At 65.6% G+C, this 19,571-nt stretch carries 17 protein-coding genes and 2 pseudogenes; 9 read left to right on the forward strand and 10 right to left on the reverse strand.

Annotated features, from left to right (window positions below; genetic code table 11):
• Positions 1 to 40: 40 nt before the first annotated feature.
• Positions 41 to 753 (forward strand): annotated as a pseudogene (locus RIU96_RS02830) (IS6 family transposase).
• Positions 754 to 962: 209 nt separating this feature from the next.
• Here RIU96_RS02830 and RIU96_RS02835 read toward each other — a convergent pair.
• A complete protein-coding gene (locus RIU96_RS02835; RefSeq protein WP_131386843.1) occupies positions 963 to 2,156 on the reverse strand; it encodes an alcohol dehydrogenase catalytic domain-containing protein in 1,194 nt (397 codons plus the stop codon).
• A gap of 84 nt (positions 2,157 to 2,240) precedes the next feature.
• Between RIU96_RS02835 and RIU96_RS02840 the strand changes: the two are divergent.
• A pseudogene (locus tag RIU96_RS02840) lies at positions 2,241 to 2,503 on the forward strand (ISL3 family transposase); the annotation flags it as partial.
• A 524-nt stretch (positions 2,504 to 3,027) separates the two neighbouring features.
• Here the strand turns inward: RIU96_RS02840 and RIU96_RS02845 are convergent.
• Positions 3,028 to 3,171 (reverse strand): hypothetical protein, encoded by a 144-nt coding sequence (locus RIU96_RS02845; protein ID WP_181729556.1) that lies wholly within the window; start codon positions 3,169 to 3,171, stop codon positions 3,028 to 3,030.
• A gap of 35 nt (positions 3,172 to 3,206) precedes the next feature.
• Between RIU96_RS02845 and RIU96_RS02850 the strand changes: the two genes are divergently transcribed.
• The 6 genes from RIU96_RS02850 to RIU96_RS02875 are packed head-to-tail and all read left to right on the forward strand — an operon-like array spanning position 3,207 to position 6,984.
• Positions 3,207 to 3,854, forward strand: a complete 648-nt coding sequence (locus RIU96_RS02850; RefSeq protein WP_259787812.1) for an alpha-ketoglutarate-dependent dioxygenase AlkB — start codon at positions 3,207 to 3,209, stop codon at positions 3,852 to 3,854.
• Between the two features lie 11 nt (positions 3,855 to 3,865).
• Complete coding sequence (locus RIU96_RS02855) at positions 3,866 to 4,570, forward strand: SDR family oxidoreductase (RefSeq protein ID WP_181729554.1); 705 nt, start codon at positions 3,866 to 3,868, stop codon at positions 4,568 to 4,570.
• Positions 4,570 to 5,151, forward strand: coding sequence for a LysE family translocator (locus RIU96_RS02860; protein ID WP_006839164.1), 582 nt, complete (start codon positions 4,570 to 4,572; stop codon positions 5,149 to 5,151). Before RIU96_RS02855 ends, RIU96_RS02860 begins: the two co-directional genes overlap by 1 nt.
• Positions 5,152 to 5,156: 5 nt before the next feature.
• Positions 5,157 to 5,444 carry an RNA-binding S4 domain-containing protein gene (locus RIU96_RS02865; protein ID WP_006839165.1) on the forward strand — a complete coding sequence of 96 codons (288 nt, stop codon included), beginning with the start codon at positions 5,157 to 5,159 and terminating at the stop codon, positions 5,442 to 5,444.
• Positions 5,445 to 6,194 carry a VOC family protein gene (locus RIU96_RS02870; RefSeq protein ID WP_136649909.1) on the forward strand — a complete coding sequence of 250 codons (750 nt, stop codon included), beginning with the start codon at positions 5,445 to 5,447 and terminating at the stop codon, positions 6,192 to 6,194. It begins immediately after the preceding gene.
• Between the two features lie 10 nt (positions 6,195 to 6,204).
• The gene (locus RIU96_RS02875; RefSeq protein ID WP_006839167.1) at positions 6,205 to 6,984 is read left to right on the forward strand and encodes a hypothetical protein; all 780 of its coding nucleotides are present in this window, start codon (positions 6,205 to 6,207) and stop codon (positions 6,982 to 6,984) included.
• Here the strand turns inward: RIU96_RS02875 and RIU96_RS02880 are convergent.
• From RIU96_RS02880 to RIU96_RS02915, 8 genes are read right to left on the reverse strand one after another with little or no spacing between them, the layout of a single operon-like run.
• A complete protein-coding gene (locus tag RIU96_RS02880; protein WP_258562565.1) occupies positions 6,962 to 7,696 on the reverse strand; it encodes an alpha/beta hydrolase in 735 nt (244 codons plus the stop codon). The genes RIU96_RS02875 and RIU96_RS02880 overlap by 23 nt on opposite strands.
• Positions 7,693 to 9,600 (reverse strand): M13 family metallopeptidase, encoded by a 1,908-nt coding sequence (locus RIU96_RS02885; protein WP_181729553.1) that lies wholly within the window; start codon positions 9,598 to 9,600, stop codon positions 7,693 to 7,695. The genes RIU96_RS02880 and RIU96_RS02885 overlap by 4 nt, the downstream gene beginning before the upstream one ends.
• 9 nt (positions 9,601 to 9,609) lie before the next feature.
• Positions 9,610 to 12,927: an arabinosyltransferase domain-containing protein gene (locus RIU96_RS02890; RefSeq protein WP_181729552.1), complete on the reverse strand. Its 3,318-nt coding sequence runs from the start codon at positions 12,925 to 12,927 to the stop codon at positions 9,610 to 9,612.
• Positions 12,924 to 14,831, reverse strand: coding sequence for an arabinofuranosyltransferase (locus RIU96_RS02895; RefSeq protein ID WP_258562564.1), 1,908 nt, complete (start codon positions 14,829 to 14,831; stop codon positions 12,924 to 12,926). The genes RIU96_RS02890 and RIU96_RS02895 overlap by 4 nt, the downstream gene beginning before the upstream one ends.
• A 31-nt stretch (positions 14,832 to 14,862) precedes the next feature.
• The gene (locus RIU96_RS02900; RefSeq protein ID WP_258562563.1) at positions 14,863 to 16,119 is read right to left on the reverse strand and encodes an acyl-CoA dehydrogenase family protein; all 1,257 of its coding nucleotides are present in this window, start codon (positions 16,117 to 16,119) and stop codon (positions 14,863 to 14,865) included.
• Positions 16,120 to 16,156: 37 nt separating this feature from the next.
• On the reverse strand, positions 16,157 to 16,921 hold the full coding sequence (locus RIU96_RS02905; protein WP_181729550.1) for a decaprenylphospho-beta-D-erythro-pentofuranosid-2-ulose 2-reductase: 765 nt from the start codon (positions 16,919 to 16,921) through the stop codon (positions 16,157 to 16,159).
• 13 nt (positions 16,922 to 16,934) lie between these two features.
• Positions 16,935 to 18,338, reverse strand: a complete 1,404-nt coding sequence (locus RIU96_RS02910; RefSeq protein WP_181729549.1) for a decaprenylphosphoryl-beta-D-ribose oxidase — start codon at positions 18,336 to 18,338, stop codon at positions 16,935 to 16,937.
• A 21-nt stretch (positions 18,339 to 18,359) separates the two neighbouring features.
• The gene (locus tag RIU96_RS02915; RefSeq protein ID WP_136649917.1) at positions 18,360 to 18,596 is read right to left on the reverse strand and encodes a hypothetical protein; all 237 of its coding nucleotides are present in this window, start codon (positions 18,594 to 18,596) and stop codon (positions 18,360 to 18,362) included.
• A gap of 37 nt (positions 18,597 to 18,633) precedes the next feature.
• Between RIU96_RS02915 and RIU96_RS02920 the strand changes: the two genes are divergently transcribed.
• Positions 18,634 to 19,518 (forward strand): plasmid pRiA4b ORF-3 family protein, encoded by an 885-nt coding sequence (locus RIU96_RS02920; RefSeq protein WP_144690136.1) that lies wholly within the window; start codon positions 18,634 to 18,636, stop codon positions 19,516 to 19,518.
• Positions 19,519 to 19,571: the final 53 nt, after the last annotated feature.

A 19,571-nucleotide genomic window follows, 5' to 3' on the forward strand; every position in this document is an offset into this window, starting at 1 on the left:
GTTGGGGCAGTAGGAAGACCTGCGTGAAATAATCACAGCCATGGGCATCTTCTCCGGTCGTCATTCCCCCGTGAAATCATCCTGGGGGCGGTCCGGTGGTACTGCCGCTACGGGCTCAGCTACCGAGACTTGGAGGAAATGATGACCGAACGCGGCGTGCCGGTCGATCACACCACGATTCTCACCGCTGGGTCCAGAAATACGCCCCTGAGCTGGACAAGCAAACACGGTGGTACCGGCAGGTACCTGACTGGCAGGCCAGTTCCTGGCGGGTGGATGAGACCTATATCCGGGTCGGGGGAAAGTGGTGCTACCTCTACCGGGCTATTACCGCCGGTGGCCAGACCCTGGACTTTTACCTCTCTCCGAAGCGGAACGTGGCCGCAGCGAAGCGTTTCCTGGCCAAGGCACTCAGATCCAATGCGTCAGCCGGGTATCCCAGAGTGATCAACACCGATAAAGCACCCTCCCTAGCCAGGGCAATCGCCGAGTTGAAGTCAGAGGGAATCTGCCCGCCAACAGTGGAACACCGGCAGGTGAAATACCTCAACAACATCCTGGAAGGCGACCATGGTCGGCTGAAGCGGATCCTCGGGCCGAAAGGCGCGTTTAAGAACTTAGACATCTGCATATCGGACGTTGAAAGGGATGGAGGCGATGCACTCATTGCGGAAAGGGCAAGGCACCATGTTTGCCTACGGGCAACCGAACCCGGACGCGGTGATCGTCAACCGGGTCTTCGAGACGGCCTGAGAACGCCCACACGCAGCGGCGATCAGGGAATGAGAAACTGAGTTTTTGCGGCTCTCCCCCCAACTTTGCAACAGCACCTTGTTGGGCATCGTGACGACGCCGCCAGAGCGGACCTGGCACCCATGCGGCACCGCGCACCCCACTTTGGCGGAGTGCGCGGTGCGGTGGAGAACCACCCAGACTGAGCCTGACGAAACAGGCGGCGTCGCTCAGCGGGCGATCATCCCGTGGGGGTCGATGACGAACTTCTCCACGGAGCCCTGGTCGAACTCCGCGTAGGCCTGGGGTGCCTCGTCCAGGCTGATCACGCGCGGGTTGACCATCTCCGTCAGGTACGGCATCCGGTCCCACAGGATCGACATCATCAGCTGGCGGTTGTAGCGCATGATGGGCGCCTGGCCGCCGATGATGTGGGGCGACTTGATCCAGGCCTTGCCGAAGTCCACCGGGAAGGTGCCCTCCTGCTCGGCCTTCGTCTCCGCGATCGGGTCCGGCCCGTAGATGCCGATGATTCCCGTGGCTCCGCCCGGACGGGTGATGTCCAGGACCTGGTTCACGGCGGCGATCGGCTGCATCTCATCGGCCGCGGAGCCCAGGCCGTGGGCCTCGGAGCCGACGCAGTCCACCGCGCAGTCCACCATCGGCTCGCCGAGGATGTCGTTCACGGCGTCCTGCAGGTTCTCCGTGGCGGAGAGGTCGATAGTCTCGCAGCCGTGCTTGCGTACCAGCTCCAGCCGCGAGGCGTCCTGGTCGCCCACAATGATGCACGAGGCGCCCAGCAGCCGAGCGGCAGCCGCGGCGCACCGGCCCACGGGGCCGGCACCGGCGATGTAGACGGTGGAGCCGGGCTTGGCGCCGGCCTCCATGAGACCGTGGAACGCCGTGGGGAGGATGTCCGAGAGCACGGCCAGATCCAGGATCTTCTCCATAGCCTGCTCCTGGTCCGGGAAGCGCAGCAGCTGGAAGTCGGCGTACGGCACGAACAGGTACTCGGCCTGTCCGCCCTGGAAATCGCCCAGATTGAAGCCGTAGGCGGCGCACGCCTGCTCCGGGTTGGCGGTCTCACACACCTCGGTGCGGCCGGCGCGGCAGTTGCGGCAGCGGCCGCAGGCCACGTTGAACGGCACGGAGACGAGGTCACCCTCCTTCAGGAACTGGACGTCGCTGCCGACCTCCAGCACCTGGCCGGTCATCTCGTGACCCAGCACCATGCCCTCGGGCACGGGGAAGGACCCGCGGTAGATGTGCAGGTCGCTGCCGCAGATGTTGGTGGCGACGATCTTGAGGATGACGCCGTGCGGGGCGGCGGAGCCGTCGGGCATCTCCAGCTTGGGGAAGTCCAGCTCGTCGACGCGCACGTCCTTGATGCCGTGGAATACCACGGCGCGGTTCTTGGTGGTCATGGAAACTGTTGCCTTTCTGTAGGTAGGTGTCGAGGTCTTCCGAAGATGGAGGTTCCTACACGCAGCCATCCGAAAGACCTCGACGTGCCCGATGCTACCTTCACGCCCCCCGACCTGACCACCTTCACCCGTCTGGACGTCCTCGGCCTGGAGGTCACCGCCCAGCTGCTCGAGCCCGACCGCACCGTGCTCGCCTGCCGGGTCGTCGAGCCGGACGACTGGTGCCGGCGGTGCGGCTGCCAGGGCGTCCCGCGCGACACCGTGACACGGGAGCTGGCGCACGAGCCGTTCGGGTGGCGCCCACCACGCTGCTGCTGACCGTGCGCCGGTACCGGTGCACCGAGTGCGCGCACGGCTCTCCGCCTGAAGTTTGCAACAGCACCGTCTTCGGTCTCTTCCATTTCTTTCTTGATGATTCTGAATAAATCGTTACGCAACGTGGATCTTAAAAATCTTGCTGTTGACGTTGTTGTTGATGTCGATTGTGTAGCCGCCTGACTTGCTGGCTGTTCGAAAATCAAGTCGGGTTCCGTCGTCTAAGAATACTGTAGAAGGGTTTACCACCGGTTCTTGTCCCTGGGTGGTTTTCATAAAGGCCCGTGAATGTGTGGCTGTGCACCAAAGCGTCCATACTTCAGGGGGTAAGGGGACCTTTAATCCCTTTAGCTAAAGCGTTTTGTGGGGGTACCGTCGCGTTACGGTACACCTCGGGGACATGCTCGCTATTGGGAAAGATGCGGCGCAGCAGGTCGTTGGCGGGGGAAGTGTTGGCCTGCGCATTGAACTCGCGGAGAAGTTCCCACGTCGCCTGGTGCTGGGCGCTCGCCTCTGAGTCGTCGGGCAGGTACCAGCTACCGGGTGGGGTACACCCTCAGCGCCGCGCGAAGATCGCGAGCGCCGATGCCGCAAGCACCACCAATGGGGCAGCCCACGTGCCCTCGGAGAGGATGTACGCCGCAACCACGACGGCGACGACAACTGCGGCGACAACGGCAACGTTGAAATCTCTGGCCATACGGCTCACGCTACCAGCAGGGGTAGGTTGAGGGCATGCTTATCGACGCCTCCAGCCTGCCCCGGCCCCCGCAGCGCATCATACCCGGTGTCGTGCGCCTGCCGAACTTTTTGCCGCTACGCCAGCAGGCAGATCTGGTGGCTCAAGCGCGCGAGATCGCGCGTAGCGTCGCCGGTACCCCGGTGGCGATGCGCCGCCCGCTCGTGGGTAAGGGCCAGATGAAGGCGCACCTGCTCTCGCTCGGGTGGTTCTGGGCGACGAACCCCTACCGCCTGGTGAAGGAGGTTGACGGCTATCCGGTGCCGCCGGTTCCGGACAATTTCCAGGGCATCGCCAACCGAGTTCTCGCCGCCGCCCGCGAGCTGGACGAGGCGGTGGGGCAGTCGATCCGCGTGGAGACGGCTCTGGTGAACTTCTACCCGCCGGGTGCGGGCATGGGAGAACACGTCGATGCCGAGGAAGAGGCTGAAAACCCAGTGGTGAGCCTGTCCATCGGCGACGACACCCTGTTTCGGATCGAGGGCCACGAGGTGCTGCTCATGTCTGGCGACGCGCTGGTCTTCGGCGGTCCGGCGCGCCGGGCCCGCCACGGCGTTGCCGGGGCGCGAGCAGGCACCGGTCCGAACGAAACGGGCCTGGCGGAGGGAAGGATCAACATCACGATGCGTCAGGTGCGCCGTTAATGTTGGGTGGTATGAAAAAGATTGCGGTTGTCACCGGCGGTTCCGCGGGCATCGGCGAGGCGAGCGCCCGCGCGCTGGCGGCGGACGGGTGGAAGGTCTACGTCGCGGCGCGGCGGGTGCAGCGCTGCCAGCGCATCGCCGAGGAGATCGGGGGTGTGGCGGTTGAGTTGGACGTGACTGATCAGGGCAGCGTCGACAAGCTGGCGGCGAAGCTGGAGCGCGTTGACCTGCTGGTCAACAACGCGGGCGGCGCGAAGGGGGTCGACTACCTGCGCGACGCCGACGAAGAGCGCTGGCGCTGGATGTACGAAACCAACGTCTACGGCACCGTGCGGGTGATCAAGGCGCTCTACCCGGCGCTGCTCGAGGCCAGCGGACTGATCATCAACATTGGCTCGGTTGCCGGCACCGACGCCTACAAGGGAGGCTCCGGCTACAACGCCGCCAAGTTCGGGCTGCGCGGCCTCACCCGTGCCCTGCGCCGCGAGGAGGCGGACAACCTGATCCGTGTCACCGAAATAGACCCCGGCCGGGTGGAGACGGACTTCGCGCTCAACCGGCTCGAGGATGAAGAGCGCGCCGCCGCCGTCTACGAGGGCAAGCTCAACCTCACGGCCGAGGACATCGCGGAGACGGTGCGCTGGGTCGCCAGTATGCCGGCGCACGTCAACATCGACACGCTCAGCATCATGCCGCTGGACCAGGCAGAGCGCTAGTGCTCGCACTGGTTGGAGTATGGCTGGCGGCGATCGCCAGCCCGGGGCCCGACCTGTTCCAGATCATCCGGCTGGGCTCGAAGTCACGCGCTGCGGGCGTGGCGTGCGCCATCGGCATCATGATCGGCAACGCAATCTGGATCATCGCTTCATTGGTCGGCCTGAGCGCGCTGCTGCAGGCGGTGCCCGATATCCTGGCCGTGTTGCAGATCGTCGGCGGCGCCTACCTCGTGTGGATGGGCCTCGGGGGCGCGACGCTACCGCACCGGGAGGTCAACACCTCCGGGGCGCTGCGCACGGGGATACTCACCAATCTGTCCAACCCCAAGGCCGTGCTGTTCTTCGGTGCGGTCTTCGCCCAGTTCGTGCGCCCCGGCATGGGGGCTGGGGCGATGGTCGCCATCGCGCTCACGCTGATCCTCATCGGGCTTGCGTGGTTCGTGTTCTTCGCGCTCGCTGTGCGATGGCTGGTGCGGCCCATTGAAAAGTACGGCCACATCATCGACATCGTCAGCGGCATCATCTTCGTCGCGCTGGGCGTATGGATGCTGTGGGAGGGATTTGTCGGATTGAGCAGCTAAGCTACATGCTCATGGACGTCGACATCAGTTCGGACTCGATCAAGCTCGGGCAATTCCTCAAGCTAGCCAACCTCGCGGAATCGGGCGGGCAGGCCAAGGAGCTCATCGCCTCCGGCGAGGTCGCGGTCAACGGTGAGGTCGTCACGTCACGGGGGCATTCGCTTGGCGACGCCGACGTGGTCTCCGTCGCCGGCACCACCGCCACAGTCATCGCCGGCGGCGGTGGCGACGACTACTTCGACGAGCGCACCGCCAACGACGATTTCGACCCGGAGAAGTGGAGGAACCTGTAGATGCCCGCTTTCCAGGCGCTCGAGGGAATGCCGTACTGGCAGGACCTGCTCACCTCTGATCTGCGCAAATCCAGCTACTTTTACTCAAAGCTGCTCGACTGGGAGGTCTCGCACGACTCCTACGCCGTAGCACGCATGCAGGGCCTGCCCATCGCGGGTTTCGTGCCCCAGGACGAAAACGGCTGGGTGGTGTACTTCCTCACCCGAGACGTCGACGGGATCACTCGCGCGGTGCAGCAACGCGGCGGGACCGTGCTCGCCACCGCTGAGGTTTCCTTGGGCCGGATGGCGCTGTGCGCGGACCCCGCGGGCGCGGTGTTCGGCGTGATCCACCCGGCCGGCGAGGACCAGTTCGTCGCCGCCGGCGAGCCCGGCACCCCGGTCTGGTACGAGTACATCGGCGCGGAGGAAAGCCTCATCGACTTCTACGCGGACCTGTTTGATTGGCAGGTCAACCGCTCCGAGGGCTACTACACGGCCACGGTAGAGGGCGCCGCCGTGCTCGGCATGCGCGTCGACGACATCGAGCAGGGCTTTTGGGGTGTCTACCTCGGGGTGGACAACGTTGCCCGCGCCAGCCGCGGCGTTGCCGAGCTCGGCGGCGAGGTACTTATCGCGCCGCACATGTCCCCGTTTGGCCCGCTGACGGTGATCGCCGATTCCACCGGCGCCACCGTGACCCTGTGCGAGATCGATCCGCCGGTTGCCGACGACGAGGTGGGCGAGGCCGACTCCGTTCTGGACCTCTAGTCAAGGAAAAATGCACGTGAAAAAGCTTGTGGCGGCGCTGGTCGTGATGTGCCTCGCCGCGGCGCCGGCCCACGCCTATCAGGTCGACCCGAGCTACTCCAGCGACCGCACCGCCCTGGCGGTGGTGCGCCCGGACGGGAGTTGGTCGGGCTCCGACAACGCGCTCGAGGAGCGCCCGGCACTGTCGCTGTCGAAGCTCTACCTGGGGTATTGGGTGCTCTACAACGGCACGGAGGAGGACAAGGAGCTGGTCCAGGACATGATTGCTGTCTCCCACGACGGCTACGCCCAGCGTCTGGACCGGAAGTACCCAGAGGCGATCGATGAGATCGCGGAGGACTTTGATCTGACCGAAACCGCCCGCTACGGGTCGTGGGGCCGGACGGTGACCTCGGCCTACGACGTGGCAAAGTTCGTCACCGACATCCTCTGGGACCCGCGCGCCAAGCCGCTTCTCTACGGCATGACCGACAAACCGGAGACAGCCCGCGACGGTTTCGAGCAGCTCTTCGGCGTGGCCAATCTGGATGACGTGGAGGGGATTAAGTCGGGGTGGTCCGACGACAGGGTATCGCAAACCGGCAGCGTCGGCTTCGGTGAAACCGACGGTGACGTCTGGGTGGTCGCCGCCTTGACCTGGGGCGACGCCAGCGACAACACCGAGGACGTCCACGCAGGAATAATCGAGCGCGAAGAGCCGGAGCCGGAGTCGCAGTTCCAGCTCACACGGGAGAGCTGGACTCCCGGCGAGCCGGCACCGGTGGAAATTACGAAGCTGGACCTGACGTAAGGAATTCGGCGACGTCGCTGATCCTGCGCCGCGCCTCGGCAGGTGTGGAGATCTCGCCGGTGGAAAAGTACTCGCGGCCCGGCCCGGTTCCCCTGGGCACCTGCACCAGTGCGCCCTCGGGTGCGTGCGACGAATCTCGCGGGAAGCTGACAATCGTGCGATCCGCGCTGGTGGCGAACACGTCGAGGTGCAGCCACGCCACCACCTCGGCCGCGCCCTGGCTCCGTGCGAACTCGATGGCCGGCTCGACGAGCTCGCGGCTATCGACGTCCACGATTACCGCCCCGGACAGCTCTGCCGCGCCAGCGACCTCCGGCTGCCACGCAAACTCGCGGGCGCGCGGCCCGAGCGCGGTGCACGCGACAACCCACACGCCCGACGAGTGACTCGGGCGCAGCAGCGGCCCGAATTCGGTGCTCTCGAGGCCCACCTCGCCGGCAAAGGCGACGCCCGGCATCGCATGGTCGACGGCGGAGCCCAGCATCAGCATCGCGGCGTGGGTCAACCGGTCGGGAAGAAGCGCGAGGTAGCGGTCCAGCTCTCCCGCATCCGAGGGGCGCGGGTACGTCGCGTCCATGTAGGAGACGATCTGCTCGAGCTGCAGCTCATCTGGAAGGGTGCGCTTGACACCGCCGACGTTGAAGTCGGGGTTGGACTGGTCGTTGATGGGGTAGTCGTCATCAAGCGAGCCCTGCTCTAGCTTCGATGTCACCAAATCTGCACCCGATCATTCGGCGCCACCCACACCGCAGAATCCTGCGGCACGTCGAAGGCCTCGTAGAACTCGGCGATGTTGCCGGCAATGACGTTGCAGCGGAACTCGTTGGGCGAGTGCGGGTCGATGGCGAGCAGCTGGGCGGCCATCTCCGGGCGCACCTTCGAGCGCCACACGCGCGCCCACGCCAAGAAAAGGCGCTGGAAGCCGGTGTACTCACCGTCGAGGTCGTCGAAGGCGAGCGCGGGGCCGTCGTCAAGCCCGTGCTCGGCAAGGTACATCTTGTAGGCCACCACCGCGATGCCGAGACCGCCGAGGTCGCCGATGTTCTCACCGAGGGTGAAGTCGCCCTTGACCCCCGAGACGCCCTCGCGGCCCTGCAGAACGGACGGCACGAGCCCGTCGAACTGTTTGACCAGCTTCGACGTGAGCTCCTCGAAGCGCTCGCGGTCGGCGTCGGTCCACCAGGAGTTGAGGTTGCCCAGGCCGTCGTAGCGCGAACCCTGGTCGTCGAAGCCGTGGCCGATCTCGTGGCCGATCACCGCACCAATCGCGCCGAAGTTCTCCGCCGCGTCGGCCTTCGGGTCGAAGAACGGGGGTTGCAGAATCGCCGCAGGGAAGGTGATGTCGTTGACAACCGGGTTGTAGAACGCGTTGACCGTTTGCGGAGTGGTCACCCACTGGTCGCGGTTGGCGGGCTTGCCCAGCTTGGCCACGTGGAAATCGTGCTCGAAAGCCGCGCCCGTGCGCACGTTGTCCACGAGGGCAGCGCCCGAGGGGTCAAACTCGAGCTCCTCAAAGCTGCGCCACTTGTCCGGGTAGCCGATCTTGGAGGAAAACTGCGCGAGCTTCTCCAGCGCGCGCGTGCGCGTCTCCTCACCCATCCACTCGAGCTGGCTAATCCGATCGCGGTACGCCTGAATCAGGTAGTTAACCAGCTCCAGCATCATCTCCTTCGACTCGGGCGGGAAATGCTTGGCGACGTACTTTTGACCGATCTCCTCACCCACGAGCGACTCTGCGAGGCTGACCCCGCGCTTCCAGCGGTCGCGTTGCTCCGGCGCGCCGGAGAGCTTCGTGCCGTAGAAAGCGAAGTTCGTCTCCCCGATCTCTTCCGTGAGCACACCAGCGCGGGAGCGCAGAATAGTCCACGCGCCCCACAACTGCCAATCCGCCAGCGTCTCCGGGCGCAGCATTCCGGCCAACGCCTCGGTGTAGGAGGGCATCATGTTGATGATGGTGCCGCCGTCGACACGCGCGCCGCGCAGAATCTCCTGGATCAGCGGCGGCAAGTCCGCGAAATCGACCGGGTTGTAGGTGGCGATTGCGTCGCGCGAGCGCACCACATCCCAGTGGCTCGCCGCGATCTGGATCTCCATGTTGACGATCCGCTCCGCCGCCACCGCAGCCGGCAACCCGAGCAGGTGGGCGGGGCCGAGAAACTCGAGCATGGTGGCCACGTGCTTGCGGTACTGCGTGAGCAGCTCCGCGTGCTGGGGCTCGCGGTAGTACGCCTCATCCGGAAGCCCGAGACCGCTTTGCACCAGGTAAGCCACTGACTCTTCGCTGCGCGAGTCCTTCTCCACCCAGAACGAGATCGGGCCGCCGGTGCCCTCGCGCTCAAGCGCGCCGAAATTGCGCGCCAGTTCCGCGATGTCCGCGACCTCGAGGCGCTCGAGATCCCGGTTCAGCGGTTCGATGCCGGCCGCGTTGACCGCGGCGGTGTCCATGAAGGACTGAAAGATGCCGCCGCCGCGGCCGGCGCCGTCGCTCAGCAACGCACACACGTCTTCTTCAGCCTTGTCGCGCAGGGCGTAGAAGGCGCCGTCGATGCCACGGTCCGCAGGGATCTCGTGGTCTTTCACCCACTGGCCGTTGACTAGCTCAAAGAGGTCGTTCATACCACCACTCTATTCCTTCTCCTCCTCGGTATCACGGATCTTCATCTCTCCCGGGCTCCACCAGCCCCACCGCGAGTGCACGCTGTAGTCGATATCGGCTTCTTCCGGCGCCTCACCCTGCGAATTCGTCCGCAGCTCGTACTTGGCAATGGAACCCCAGTCGCGGGCCCAATCGTTGGCCAGGTAGCCGGGGATCTCGTAGGAGTAGTTCACCGCCTCCGCGGTGGCCAGGGCACCGCCGCCGAGGAAGTCCATGAACCCGGAGAGCTGCTGCTTGCCCGGCGCGTCCGGCATGACGCGGAACTCGGGGATCTCGGTCACGCCCGCGTAGTGGTTGAACGTGCGCTGGCAGGGGTACTGCAGGGCCACCGACCAGTCCAACAGGCCCGGGGTATCGGCGTCGAACACGTCACCGAGCGGAGCGAGAGTCGGCACGCGCAGCGGGGTGACCGCCATCCAGTCGCGCTCGGCCAGCGAGTCGTCCTCGCCGACGAGACGGACCACGTCGGCGTCCTCCGGCAGATCCTCAATGGGGTAGCGCAGGTTGCGCCACGCGAGCTTCGGGCCCTGGTCGAGCATGACCACATCGCCGAGCTTCTCGACGCCCCCATCAGCGCGGCTCTTTCCGTACTCGAGAACCAGGTCGGTGCCCTCCTGCTCGACCCCGTTGATGTCCTTGTGCGCGATACGCCCCGCCACCGAGGTGACCAGAAGCGGTGCGCTATCGGTCGCCTCCGGCAGCTCGAACCAGGCGGATTCGAGATACGCCGAGCCAGTGGCATCTTCGGCGTAGGAACCCATCACGGGAACCTGGTTGTAGTCCAAGTTGAAGGGCAGGCGCACGGTCGAATCGTTCACCCCGCGCAGCTCGTCCGCGCGGTTGCCCTGCGTGTTTGTTCGGCTGGTTGACTGCTCCCTGTCCGCTTGGTCGTTTTGCGTGTTCTGGGTTCCGGTCTGCGTGTCGATGGAAGCCGCCGTGGCGTTGTCATTGGCGTCGGTGCGCGCGTCCGTATTCGCCGCGATCGAGTTCTCGGGCACGATAGATGACGGCACGCCGTCGGGGTAAAAACCGCGGTTGTCGTCGGAATCGAGCGATTCAGCAAGCGGCACGCCCAGCGGGGTGAGGAAGGAATCGTTCGTATCGGTCTCCAGCAACACATCCGCGCCGAGCGCGCAGTGGTTGCCGCCGAACGTGCGCACGTTGCCCATCCCCACCGAGTAGGCGGGCGCCTGGTCCACGAAGGCCTTGATAAACGTCAGGCAAGAAAACGCAACCATCAGCACCGAGAAGACAGCGATCGGTGCGGACACCACCCCGGCGAAGCGCCCGCCGTCGACACGTTGCTGGTTGCGGGTAAAGGACTGGAAGATGCCGATCACGAACAGCAGCAGGGTGATCAGCAGCATGATCGTATTCGCCTCGACGCCCTTGAGCTGCACCGTCTTGTCCCACCACGGCACGCCGAAGGAGGACACGTACCACCAGGCGTTCCAGCCGGCGAGCGTGAGCGACATGATGAACGCCACCGCCGCGAGCGCCAGCGTGCGGTTGCGCGCCGAGCGCAGCGCAATCTGCGACAGCACGACCGCCCCGAGCGCCGCCGCGGCGGCGCCCAGGCCCGCGTAGATACCGAAGTGGTGGGTCCACTTCGTCGGGGTGAACATGAGGAAGAACGTCGACAAGCCGACGATGAGCAGAAGCCGCTGGGTCGGGCCGGGTGCCGCGCCGGGGATCTTGTTGAAGCGGAACAGCGCCCACAGGATCAGGCCGATGCTGAACAGGAAGATGAAGGTGGGGAAACGGCGCGTCATCGAGCCGTCGACAGTCTGCTCGAACAAGGTGCCGTAGCGCACCCACTCCGAATACCACTCCAGCGCCGGGCCCACCGCCGAGCGCACCGAGGTGGCCTCGAGCACGGTTGCCAGGGTCTGGTCATGAAACACCGGCACCATCACGGCGAAGCCCGCGCCCAGGAAGGGGGCGATGTACGCCAGGCGCGGCGCGGCATCGAGGCGGCTGTGCATGATGCGCAGCATCGACGGCAGCGAGACCAGGAACACGCCCACCGCCGAGAGGCCCGTCGGGCCGCAGGCCAGCGTAAACGCGGCGAAAATCGTGCCGATCGCCGCGGGGAACAGGCGATTCGTGGCAATCGCGCGCTCGAACGATGCCCACGTGGCGATCAGTCCAAGGGCGATGATCGGCTCGGGGCGGGTGCCGTTGTTGTAGGGCAGCCAGAACGCGAGGAAGACAAACGCCGCTGTCCAGAAGCTCACGCGCCGGGACTGGCCCAGGCGAGGCAGGATCTCGCGCGAGAGGATCCACCACGTCAGCACTCCGGCGATCAGCGTCGGCAGGCGCATCCACATCGACGCGGTCGAGACCAGGGAAAGCCACGACAAGATGTCGTAGAAAGGCGAGCCGAACGGTGATTCCGGCACGCCGTACCAGCGGTAGTAGTTGGCCATGTAGTCCGACTCGTTGGCCACCCGCGCCATCGTGAGCAGGTAACCGTCGTCGGAGGTGTTCGCGCCGAAGACGTGCCAGAAACCAAGGATGGCCAGCACCAAGGCGTCGAGCGGCTTGAACGTGCGCCACTCGCGGCTAAAGAAGGGGAAGCGCTTGCCGTCGAGGCCGTCGAGGCGCCACAGCGCCCACAGCGCGACCGCGGTCGAGGCCAGGCCGATCAGCATCGCCGCGAGCTTTGCTACCGACGGCGTGGAGGTGAAGCGGGAGTTGATGTCTACCTGGGCGCCCAGGCCGGCGTCGACAAGCGCCTGCGTATCGCCCTCGAGCTCGGTGTAGAGCCCGGTTACCTGGGGGCGCAGGTCGTCCTCGGTGTCTTCCGCGAACTTTGTGCCGGGGATCTCCGCGGCCGTGCCGTCGGGTGTTGCGCGCACCACGAGTTGCGCGCCCGCCGGCAGGTCTGCGACCTGCTCCGGCGTGAGCTCTAAGATCACCTCGTTGACCGAGGTGACCACAATCCCGCCCTCCGGCGAGGTGACAAACAGGCCCCTGTCCGTCGCCTTCGTCGAGGAGGTCGGCAGCGTGCCCACGATCAGTGACTCGCCCTCGCGCAGGGCATCGATGGACTCGGCGACCGGGACGGTCACCTCTAGCTGATCCGGCGCCAGCGAAATCAGCGGGGCGTTGACCGAGGACAACGAGGCGTTCTGCGGCCAGTTCAACTGCGACTGCACCTGGTTGACCGGCAGGAACGGCGTGAGCAGGAAGCTCACGAACGCGAGCAGGCCGGACACGATCGCAATGCGGGAGTAAACGGGGGCAGAGGTTTTCACGTCGTTGGACCTTACTGTGCTAGTCATCGGTTGCGGACCACCACCACAAAGGGGCCGATCTGTTCCGAGTCCCACGCGGGGGAATCAAATGACGCCGGGTTGAAGTACAGTCGCTCGTAAACCATGTTCGGTTCGTTGGGGAAAATGTCGTGCCCGACGTGGGTCTTGAGTGGTTCTTCCGGGTCGTCGAGGTTGCCGCGGAAGACGAACACGTCGGGGGCGCGCCACCGGGCGGAATCGAGGGCCTCGAGCATGGCGTCCGGGTCTTCGAGGTCGTCGTAGGAGCCCTCCGCCCAGCGCGTAAGCTCGTCGACGCGCAGGTCGTACTCGCCAAGTGGGTTGGCGTAGTGGCTGGTAAAAGCGTTGAACCCGTAGTAGGGGTTCATGGCCATGAAGTTAATCTCGTCGGTTTGCACCACCGCGTCCTCAGGCTCGTAGCCGTGCTCGGCGATGTAGGCACTGATGTCGGCGTAGTAGCGGCCCGCATCCGGCGGGAAGCGGTCGGCGCGCTCGCCGTTGCCGTCGGTGTCGGCGTACGCTTGGTCGATGTGGGCCTGGTTCTGCCCCGGGATCTGCTGGACATAAGCCAGCCCAGCAGCCACAGCCAAGATGGTCGCGGCTGCCGCCGCGCCCGGCGACGGCATCTCAAGCAAGTGCAACGCGAGAATGCCGGCGGTAGCGAACAACAGCACAATAAGCACCTCGAGGCGGAACCCCAGCAGCGTCGTTCCCACCAGGGGCGTCACCATCGAGGCCAGCGCCCACGCGTAGCACACGGCGATGGTCACTGTGAGGCCGGTGGCGAAGAAGGTGCGGATCTTGATGCACAGGTAGAAAAGGCCCAGCAGGCTGAGCAGCCCGATGAGGGAGAAAGTGAAAAACGGCAGTGGGAACGCAGTGCCCCAGACGGGCAAAAAGTGGTTCGCCGTGGAACGGGCCTGGTAGTCGCCGAAAACGAGGGCGTACAAGTACGGGCCCCACGCGATCAGCGCGATGAGGATCGAGCCAACGCCCATCACCACCAGGTGCTTGATCGGCTCCCACGAGCGCTTGTTTACCACGAAGTACACCACCGCCAGCACCACGACGGACAACGCGGTAATCGCGGTGAACAGCGTGTAGAACGTCGCCGACAGGCCGAGGTACACGGAAAGCGCCGCCGTGGTTGCCCACGAACCGTTCAGCGCCGTGCCCGCGGCGACCGCGGCTGCCGGCACAAACATGGCGACGATCGCCGCGTACGGCTCATCTGGTGTTTCGGTCAGCACGATCGCCGTGGTGGCCAGCGCGATCGCGGCAGCGACGGGAAGCGAGCCAGTCAGCGCGCGCCACACAGGGGTTAGCGCCGCCGCAGCCGCGGCCAGCGACACCAACGCCCACGGCTGGTACACCTCCCAGCCATCCACGCCCAGTATGTTCCCCATTCGTCCACCCAGCCAAAACCACCCGATGGGGTAGAAGGTGGGCAATCCGAAGTAGTTCATGTCCTGGTTGGACATGGTTTCGGTCATCCGCGACAAGAACTGTGTGCGAAATCCCTGGTCAACCTGGATGCCGTCGAGATAGAGACGCGTGGCCGCGAGCGGGATACCGAGGGAGGTGACCACGAGGCCTGCCGGTGCGAGCGTGGCGACGGCTTCTGTCAGCACCGTCCGCCAACGGGGGCGCACGCGTGACGACGCTCCGTCCCGCCACCAGGCCCACAGCAACACCGCCGTGATGGCGAGGAGCACCATTGAAGATGCGGTGGCCAGAGCCCGGGTGACCATGGAGGTGTTAAACGCGGGCAGCGACATCCTGTGGAGCGCTACCCACGCGAGAAAGGTGGCCAGTGCCCCGGCGACCACCGCTGCCGCCACCCGCCACGTCGCCGCGGGTGCTGGCAGTGCGTCGGGCCGGTGGCCTGCACCTACACTGCGAGTGTCTGTCATGGGTAACAGTGTGTCATACCCACGCGACGCTTTAGCTCAGGGCGAACGCTCCCACTCCTGTGAGCGACCGGCCCAGCGTCAGCTGGTGCACTTCGTCAGTGCCCTCGTAAGTGCGCACAGCCTCGAGGTTGGCGGCGTGGCGGAAGGGGGAATAGTCCAGGGTCGCGCCGTTGCCGCCGAGCATGGCGCGGGCGCCGCGGGCGACGTCGATGGCCATGCGAGTGTTGTCGAGCTTGCCCGCGGAGATGATTTCCGGGGTGAGCTTGCCCTGATCCGCGAGACGGCCGATGTGGATGGCCGTGTGAAATCCCTTGTTGATGCCCACGGCCATGTCGGCGAGCTTGACCTGGGTGATCTGAGAGTGGGTCAGGGGCGCGCCGAACTGGGTGCGCTCGGAGGTGTAGTCGAGGGCTGCGTTGAAGCTGTCGCGTGCGGCGCCCAGCACACCCCAGGCGATTCCATAGCGTGCCTCGTTAAGGCACTTCAGCGGGCCCTTCAGTCCCACCGCGGAGTCGGCCGGAAGGAGCGCGGACTCCGGAAGGCGGACGTTGTTAAGGTCAATGTCACACTGGACGGACGCGCGCATGGCAAGCTTTTGCGTGATCGGGGTCGCGACAAAACCCGGGGTATCGGTGGGAACGACAAAACCGCGCACTCCGCGTGCGTCGCCCACTTCGCCCGTCTGCGCCCAGATGATGGCCACGTCGGCGAGGTTGGCTAGGCCAATCCACCGCTTCATGCCGTTGAGCACCCAGTCCCCGCCGGGTTCCTGGATGGCGCGGGTGGTCATGCGCGCCGGGTCAGAACCGGCGGTCGGCTCAGTCAGTCCGAAGCAACCGACTGCTTCACCGGAGGCGAGGCGCGGCAGCCACTCGCTCTTCTGTTCCTCGGAACCGTGCTTGTCAATCGCGCTCATGGCGAGAGAGCCCTGAACCGAAACAAAGGTGCGCAGCCCGGAGTCACCGGCCTCGAGCTCCTGAGCGGCCAGGCCGTACTCGACCCGCGAGCGCCCCGGGCAGCCATGGCCCTTGATGTACATCCCCAGCACACCGAGTTTGCCGAGCTCGTCAATGATCTCGCGCGGGAAGTGCGCGCTGTCGAACCATTCGGCAATGTTCGGCCGGATCTCGGAGTCAACGAACGCACGCACCTTCAGGGCGGTCTGTTTTTCTTCCTCGCTAAATGAGCTGTGAAGGTTGGTCACGTCCACTCGCCCGAGAAAAGAATCCGAGGTGCGGGATAGTCCCTCGAGGTAGGCAACGGATCCGGGTGTGTTTGCTGCAGACAAGGGAAATGCCATCCTTTCGCACTCGAAAACAATTGGGTTAGAAGCTAAGCCTACGCATTATCGGCGCGGGGATGTGCTGCAGCACGAACGAGATCGGACCGAAGGCCTTGTGCACGAAGACGCTACGCTGCCCTTCGAGCGCGGCGGACACCGCCGCTTGGGCGACGTCCTCCTTGTTCACGGTTAGCGGGGCCTCGCCTAAGCCCTCGGTCATCTTGGTGCGCACTTGGCCCGGGCGCACGACAGTGACGCGCACTCCGGAGTCGCGTAGTGCCTCGCCGAGCTGGAGGTAGAAGTTGTCCATCCCGGCCTTGGAGGCGCCGTAGACGAAGTTCGAGCGGCGCACCTTCTGTCCCGCCACCGAGCTCAGCGCGATGATCGTGCCATGGCCCTGAGCCTTGAGGTGCTGGCCGAGCAGCACGCCGACGGACAGGGCCGCGGTGTAATTGATCTGGGCGGACTCCACGGCTGCGGCGTGGTCCTGCCACAGCTGCTCCTGGTCGCCGAGGGTGCCGAAGGCGACGACGGCCACATCCACGTCTCCGTCCTGGAAGGCGGCGTCGATGACGTCCGGGTGCGAGGAGACATCAAGCGCGTCGAAGTCGACCAGGCGCACCTGGCCCGCGCCGGCGGCCGTGACGTCGGCCACGGCGGCGTCGATACGCGGCGAATCTTGGCGCGCGGCGAGGGTGACGGTGGGGCTGCCGCCGCGGGAGGCGAGCTCTGCCACGATCGCTAGGCCGATCTCCGAGGTGCCGCCGAGAAGAAGAATGTGCTGTGCTTGTCCTACTGCGTTGAGCATGAAAGTGACTCCTTTAATTGAGCTCGAGGCGGCGCGACATGTCGGACGCGAAGACGCCGTTCGGGTCGATGTTGCGGCGGGTCTCAAGCCAGCCGGCCATGCCCGGGTACATCGCGTGGAACTTCTCGGCCGAAGTGCGCGACTCCTTGGCCAGGTAAAGGCGGCCGCCGAACTCCATGACCTGCTCATCCAAGCGGTCGAGGAAGTCGCCCAAGCCGGAACGGATGGGGAAGTCCACGCACACATTCCAGCCCTTCATCGGGTACGACAGCGGTGCGCGGTTGCCCTCGCCGAACAGCTTGAACACGTTGAGTGCGGTGTAGTGGCCGGAGGACTGGATCTGGTAGATGATGTCCTTGAACGGCTCGACGGCGTCGGTGGGCACCACGAACTGGTACTGCAGGAAGCCCTTGGAGCCATAGCCGCGGTTCCACTCACCGATCAGGTCCAGCGGCTGGTAGAACTGCGTCAGGTTCTTGACCTGGTTTTTCGCCGGCGCGCCCATGCGGTAGTAGGCCTCGCCGATGGCCATCAGGGACAGCTTGTTCATCGTCCACGAGGGGAAGATGTCCGGCACCGTCATTAGCTGCGGCGCGTTGAACTTCAACGGGTCCTTCGCCAGCTTCGGGGCGTACTCCTCGAGCTGCGCCAGGGTGGCCAGCGAGCCGCGGGAAATAGTAGAGCGGCCCGTCTTCGGCGGCGCGGAGATCGCGTCGAACCACGCGGAGGAGTAGGTGTAGTTGACCTCGGAGCCGTCGGAGTGCGCCGCGATCGTCTCGTCCAGGGTGTCGGTTCGCTCGGTGTCGGCGATGAAGTAGGCCGTCTCCGTGCGCGTCATCAGGATCCGCGCGCGCAGGATGATGCCGGTCAGGCCCATCCCGCCGACGGTGGCCCAGAACAGGGTGCCGTCCGGGTCGTCGGTGCTGCCGTGCGGCTCGAGGTGCAGCACGCGCCCGTCGGCGACGAGCAGCTCCATGGAGACGACGTGGTTGCCGAAGGAGCCCGCGGAGTGGTGGTTCTTGCCGTGGATGTCCGGCCCGATCGCGCCGCCGATGGTGACCTGACGGGTGCCCGGCAAAACGGGGACCCACAGGCCGTACGGCAGGGCGGCCTTCATGAGCTGGTCGAGGGTCACGCCCGCGTCGACGTCGACAATCCCGGTCGACGGGTCGATGGAGTGGATGCGGTTCAGCGGCTGCATGTCAATCACGAGGCCGCCGCCGTTTTGGGCGGGGTCGCCGTAGGAGCGGCCCATGCCGCGCGCGATGATGCCGCGGCTCGCGGCGGCCTTGTCGTCAGCGACCTGCGCAACGGCGCGCTTGATCACCTCGACGTCGGGGGTGGACAGCACATGGGCGGTCGACGGTGCGGTGCGCCCCCACCCGTAGAGCGATTCAACGTCTGTGTGTAGTTGCATGCGCTCAAGCCTAGTCGCCCGCTAGAGGTCCATGAGTTCACGAATCTCCGCGGGAAGCTCCTCCTGGGACGAGATCACACCGCGGCCCGCCGCCTTGTGCTCGCGCAGGATGTCGTAGACGCGGGTGCGCGAAGCGCTGTCGAGAAACGGCAGCTCTTCGGCGAAGAGGCGGACCATGAAGTCGGACAGGGGCGCCTCGACCCGCTGCGCGGCCTCGTGGATTGCGTGCGGATCATCGCCCTTGTAGTGCTTCCTCATGGTGGCCAAGTCTACGCCAGCGCTAAGCTGGGGCGACATGAGAGGCAGCGAGCACAGCGAGTACAGAGCGCCCGTGTTCGACCTCGCTCTGCTGCGCCCGCGCTCGGGCAGCCGCTCGACGTTCATGCTGCGCGTCTCCGTGCACGTCGGCGACGAGGAGGCCTACCGCTACCTTGGCATCGACGAGGCGAGCTCGCTTCACGACGTCTCCCGCGCCGTCGCCACCGCCTTCGGCCTCAGCGCGCAACCCGCGGGTTTTACCACCGAGCCAGCCGAGCCGCGGCCGGATACAGTCATCGACCCCGCCACCACGCTTAGCGACGCCCTCACCGGCGCCCGCACCACCATCTACTACCACTGGGGCCTGTGGCGCTTCGACCTCGAGCTCGTCGAGGCCTACCCGCGTGACGACGCTACCCCGCCCGCCGTGTGCATCGCCGGCTCCGGTGCCTTCGGGACGGAGGGGCTGAACATCTCCGAAATCAACCGCGACCTGATCGGCGAGGACATCGCCGCCGACGTGCTCAAGCTCACCCGCGCCGAGGTGCGCGATGCCGTCGCCCGGACCTCGATGTACGACTTCGTGCTCCTGCTCAAAGCTCTTGACTTGGGGCGCGAGACGGACCTGCCGGCGTCGGTGAGGGCGTCGATAAGCAAGCTCCCGCGCGAGCGGACCGCGGCGGGGCGCGACGCGTTTTGGGCCGTGGTGCTGGCGCTGGCTTGCTTCGCCGATGCCGAGACGACCGATAGCATCATCACCAGCACATATGCCTCGCTCGGCCACCCCAAGCTGCCCGCGCGGAAGGTGCGCCACAAATGCGCCGGATCGCTCGTGCGTCTCGCCGCGATCGGGGCCTATGGGGCGTCCGAAGTGGCGCCGGTGGAACGGCTGGATACCTTCCGCGCGCTGCTTCGTGGGTAGGATTGTTGCCCGTGTCTATGGAAGAAGCCCCGGCCAGTTACCTGACTTCAGTG

The sequence above is a fragment of the Corynebacterium sp. Z-1 genome (assembly GCF_031844665.1).
Taxonomy (GTDB): domain Bacteria; phylum Actinomycetota; class Actinomycetes; order Mycobacteriales; family Mycobacteriaceae; genus Corynebacterium; species Corynebacterium sanguinis.

Coding starts and splice junctions, on each gene's coding strand:
- RIU96_RS02835 (WP_131386843.1), bottom strand. CDS start 2,156: ATGACCACCAAGAACCGCGCCGTGGTATTCCACGGCATCAAGGACGTG.
- RIU96_RS02845 (WP_181729556.1), bottom strand. CDS start 3,171: ATGGCCAGAGATTTCAACGTTGCCGTTGTCGCCGCAGTTGTCGTCGCC.
- RIU96_RS02850 (WP_259787812.1), top strand. CDS start 3,207: ATGCTTATCGACGCCTCCAGCCTGCCCCGGCCCCCGCAGCGCATCATA.
- RIU96_RS02855 (WP_181729554.1), top strand. CDS start 3,866: ATGAAAAAGATTGCGGTTGTCACCGGCGGTTCCGCGGGCATCGGCGAG.
- RIU96_RS02865 (WP_006839165.1), top strand. CDS start 5,157: ATGCTCATGGACGTCGACATCAGTTCGGACTCGATCAAGCTCGGGCAA.
- RIU96_RS02870 (WP_136649909.1), top strand. CDS start 5,445: ATGCCCGCTTTCCAGGCGCTCGAGGGAATGCCGTACTGGCAGGACCTG.
- RIU96_RS02875 (WP_006839167.1), top strand. CDS start 6,205: ATGCACGTGAAAAAGCTTGTGGCGGCGCTGGTCGTGATGTGCCTCGCC.
- RIU96_RS02885 (WP_181729553.1), bottom strand. CDS start 9,600: ATGAACGACCTCTTTGAGCTAGTCAACGGCCAGTGGGTGAAAGACCAC.
- RIU96_RS02890 (WP_181729552.1), bottom strand. CDS start 12,927: ATGACTAGCACAGTAAGGTCCAACGACGTGAAAACCTCTGCCCCCGTT.
- RIU96_RS02895 (WP_258562564.1), bottom strand. CDS start 14,831: ATGACAGACACTCGCAGTGTAGGTGCAGGCCACCGGCCCGACGCACTG.
- RIU96_RS02905 (WP_181729550.1), bottom strand. CDS start 16,921: ATGCTCAACGCAGTAGGACAAGCACAGCACATTCTTCTTCTCGGCGGC.
- RIU96_RS02910 (WP_181729549.1), bottom strand. CDS start 18,338: ATGCAACTACACACAGACGTTGAATCGCTCTACGGGTGGGGGCGCACC.
- RIU96_RS02915 (WP_136649917.1), bottom strand. CDS start 18,596: ATGAGGAAGCACTACAAGGGCGATGATCCGCACGCAATCCACGAGGCC.
- RIU96_RS02920 (WP_144690136.1), top strand. CDS start 18,634: ATGAGAGGCAGCGAGCACAGCGAGTACAGAGCGCCCGTGTTCGACCTC.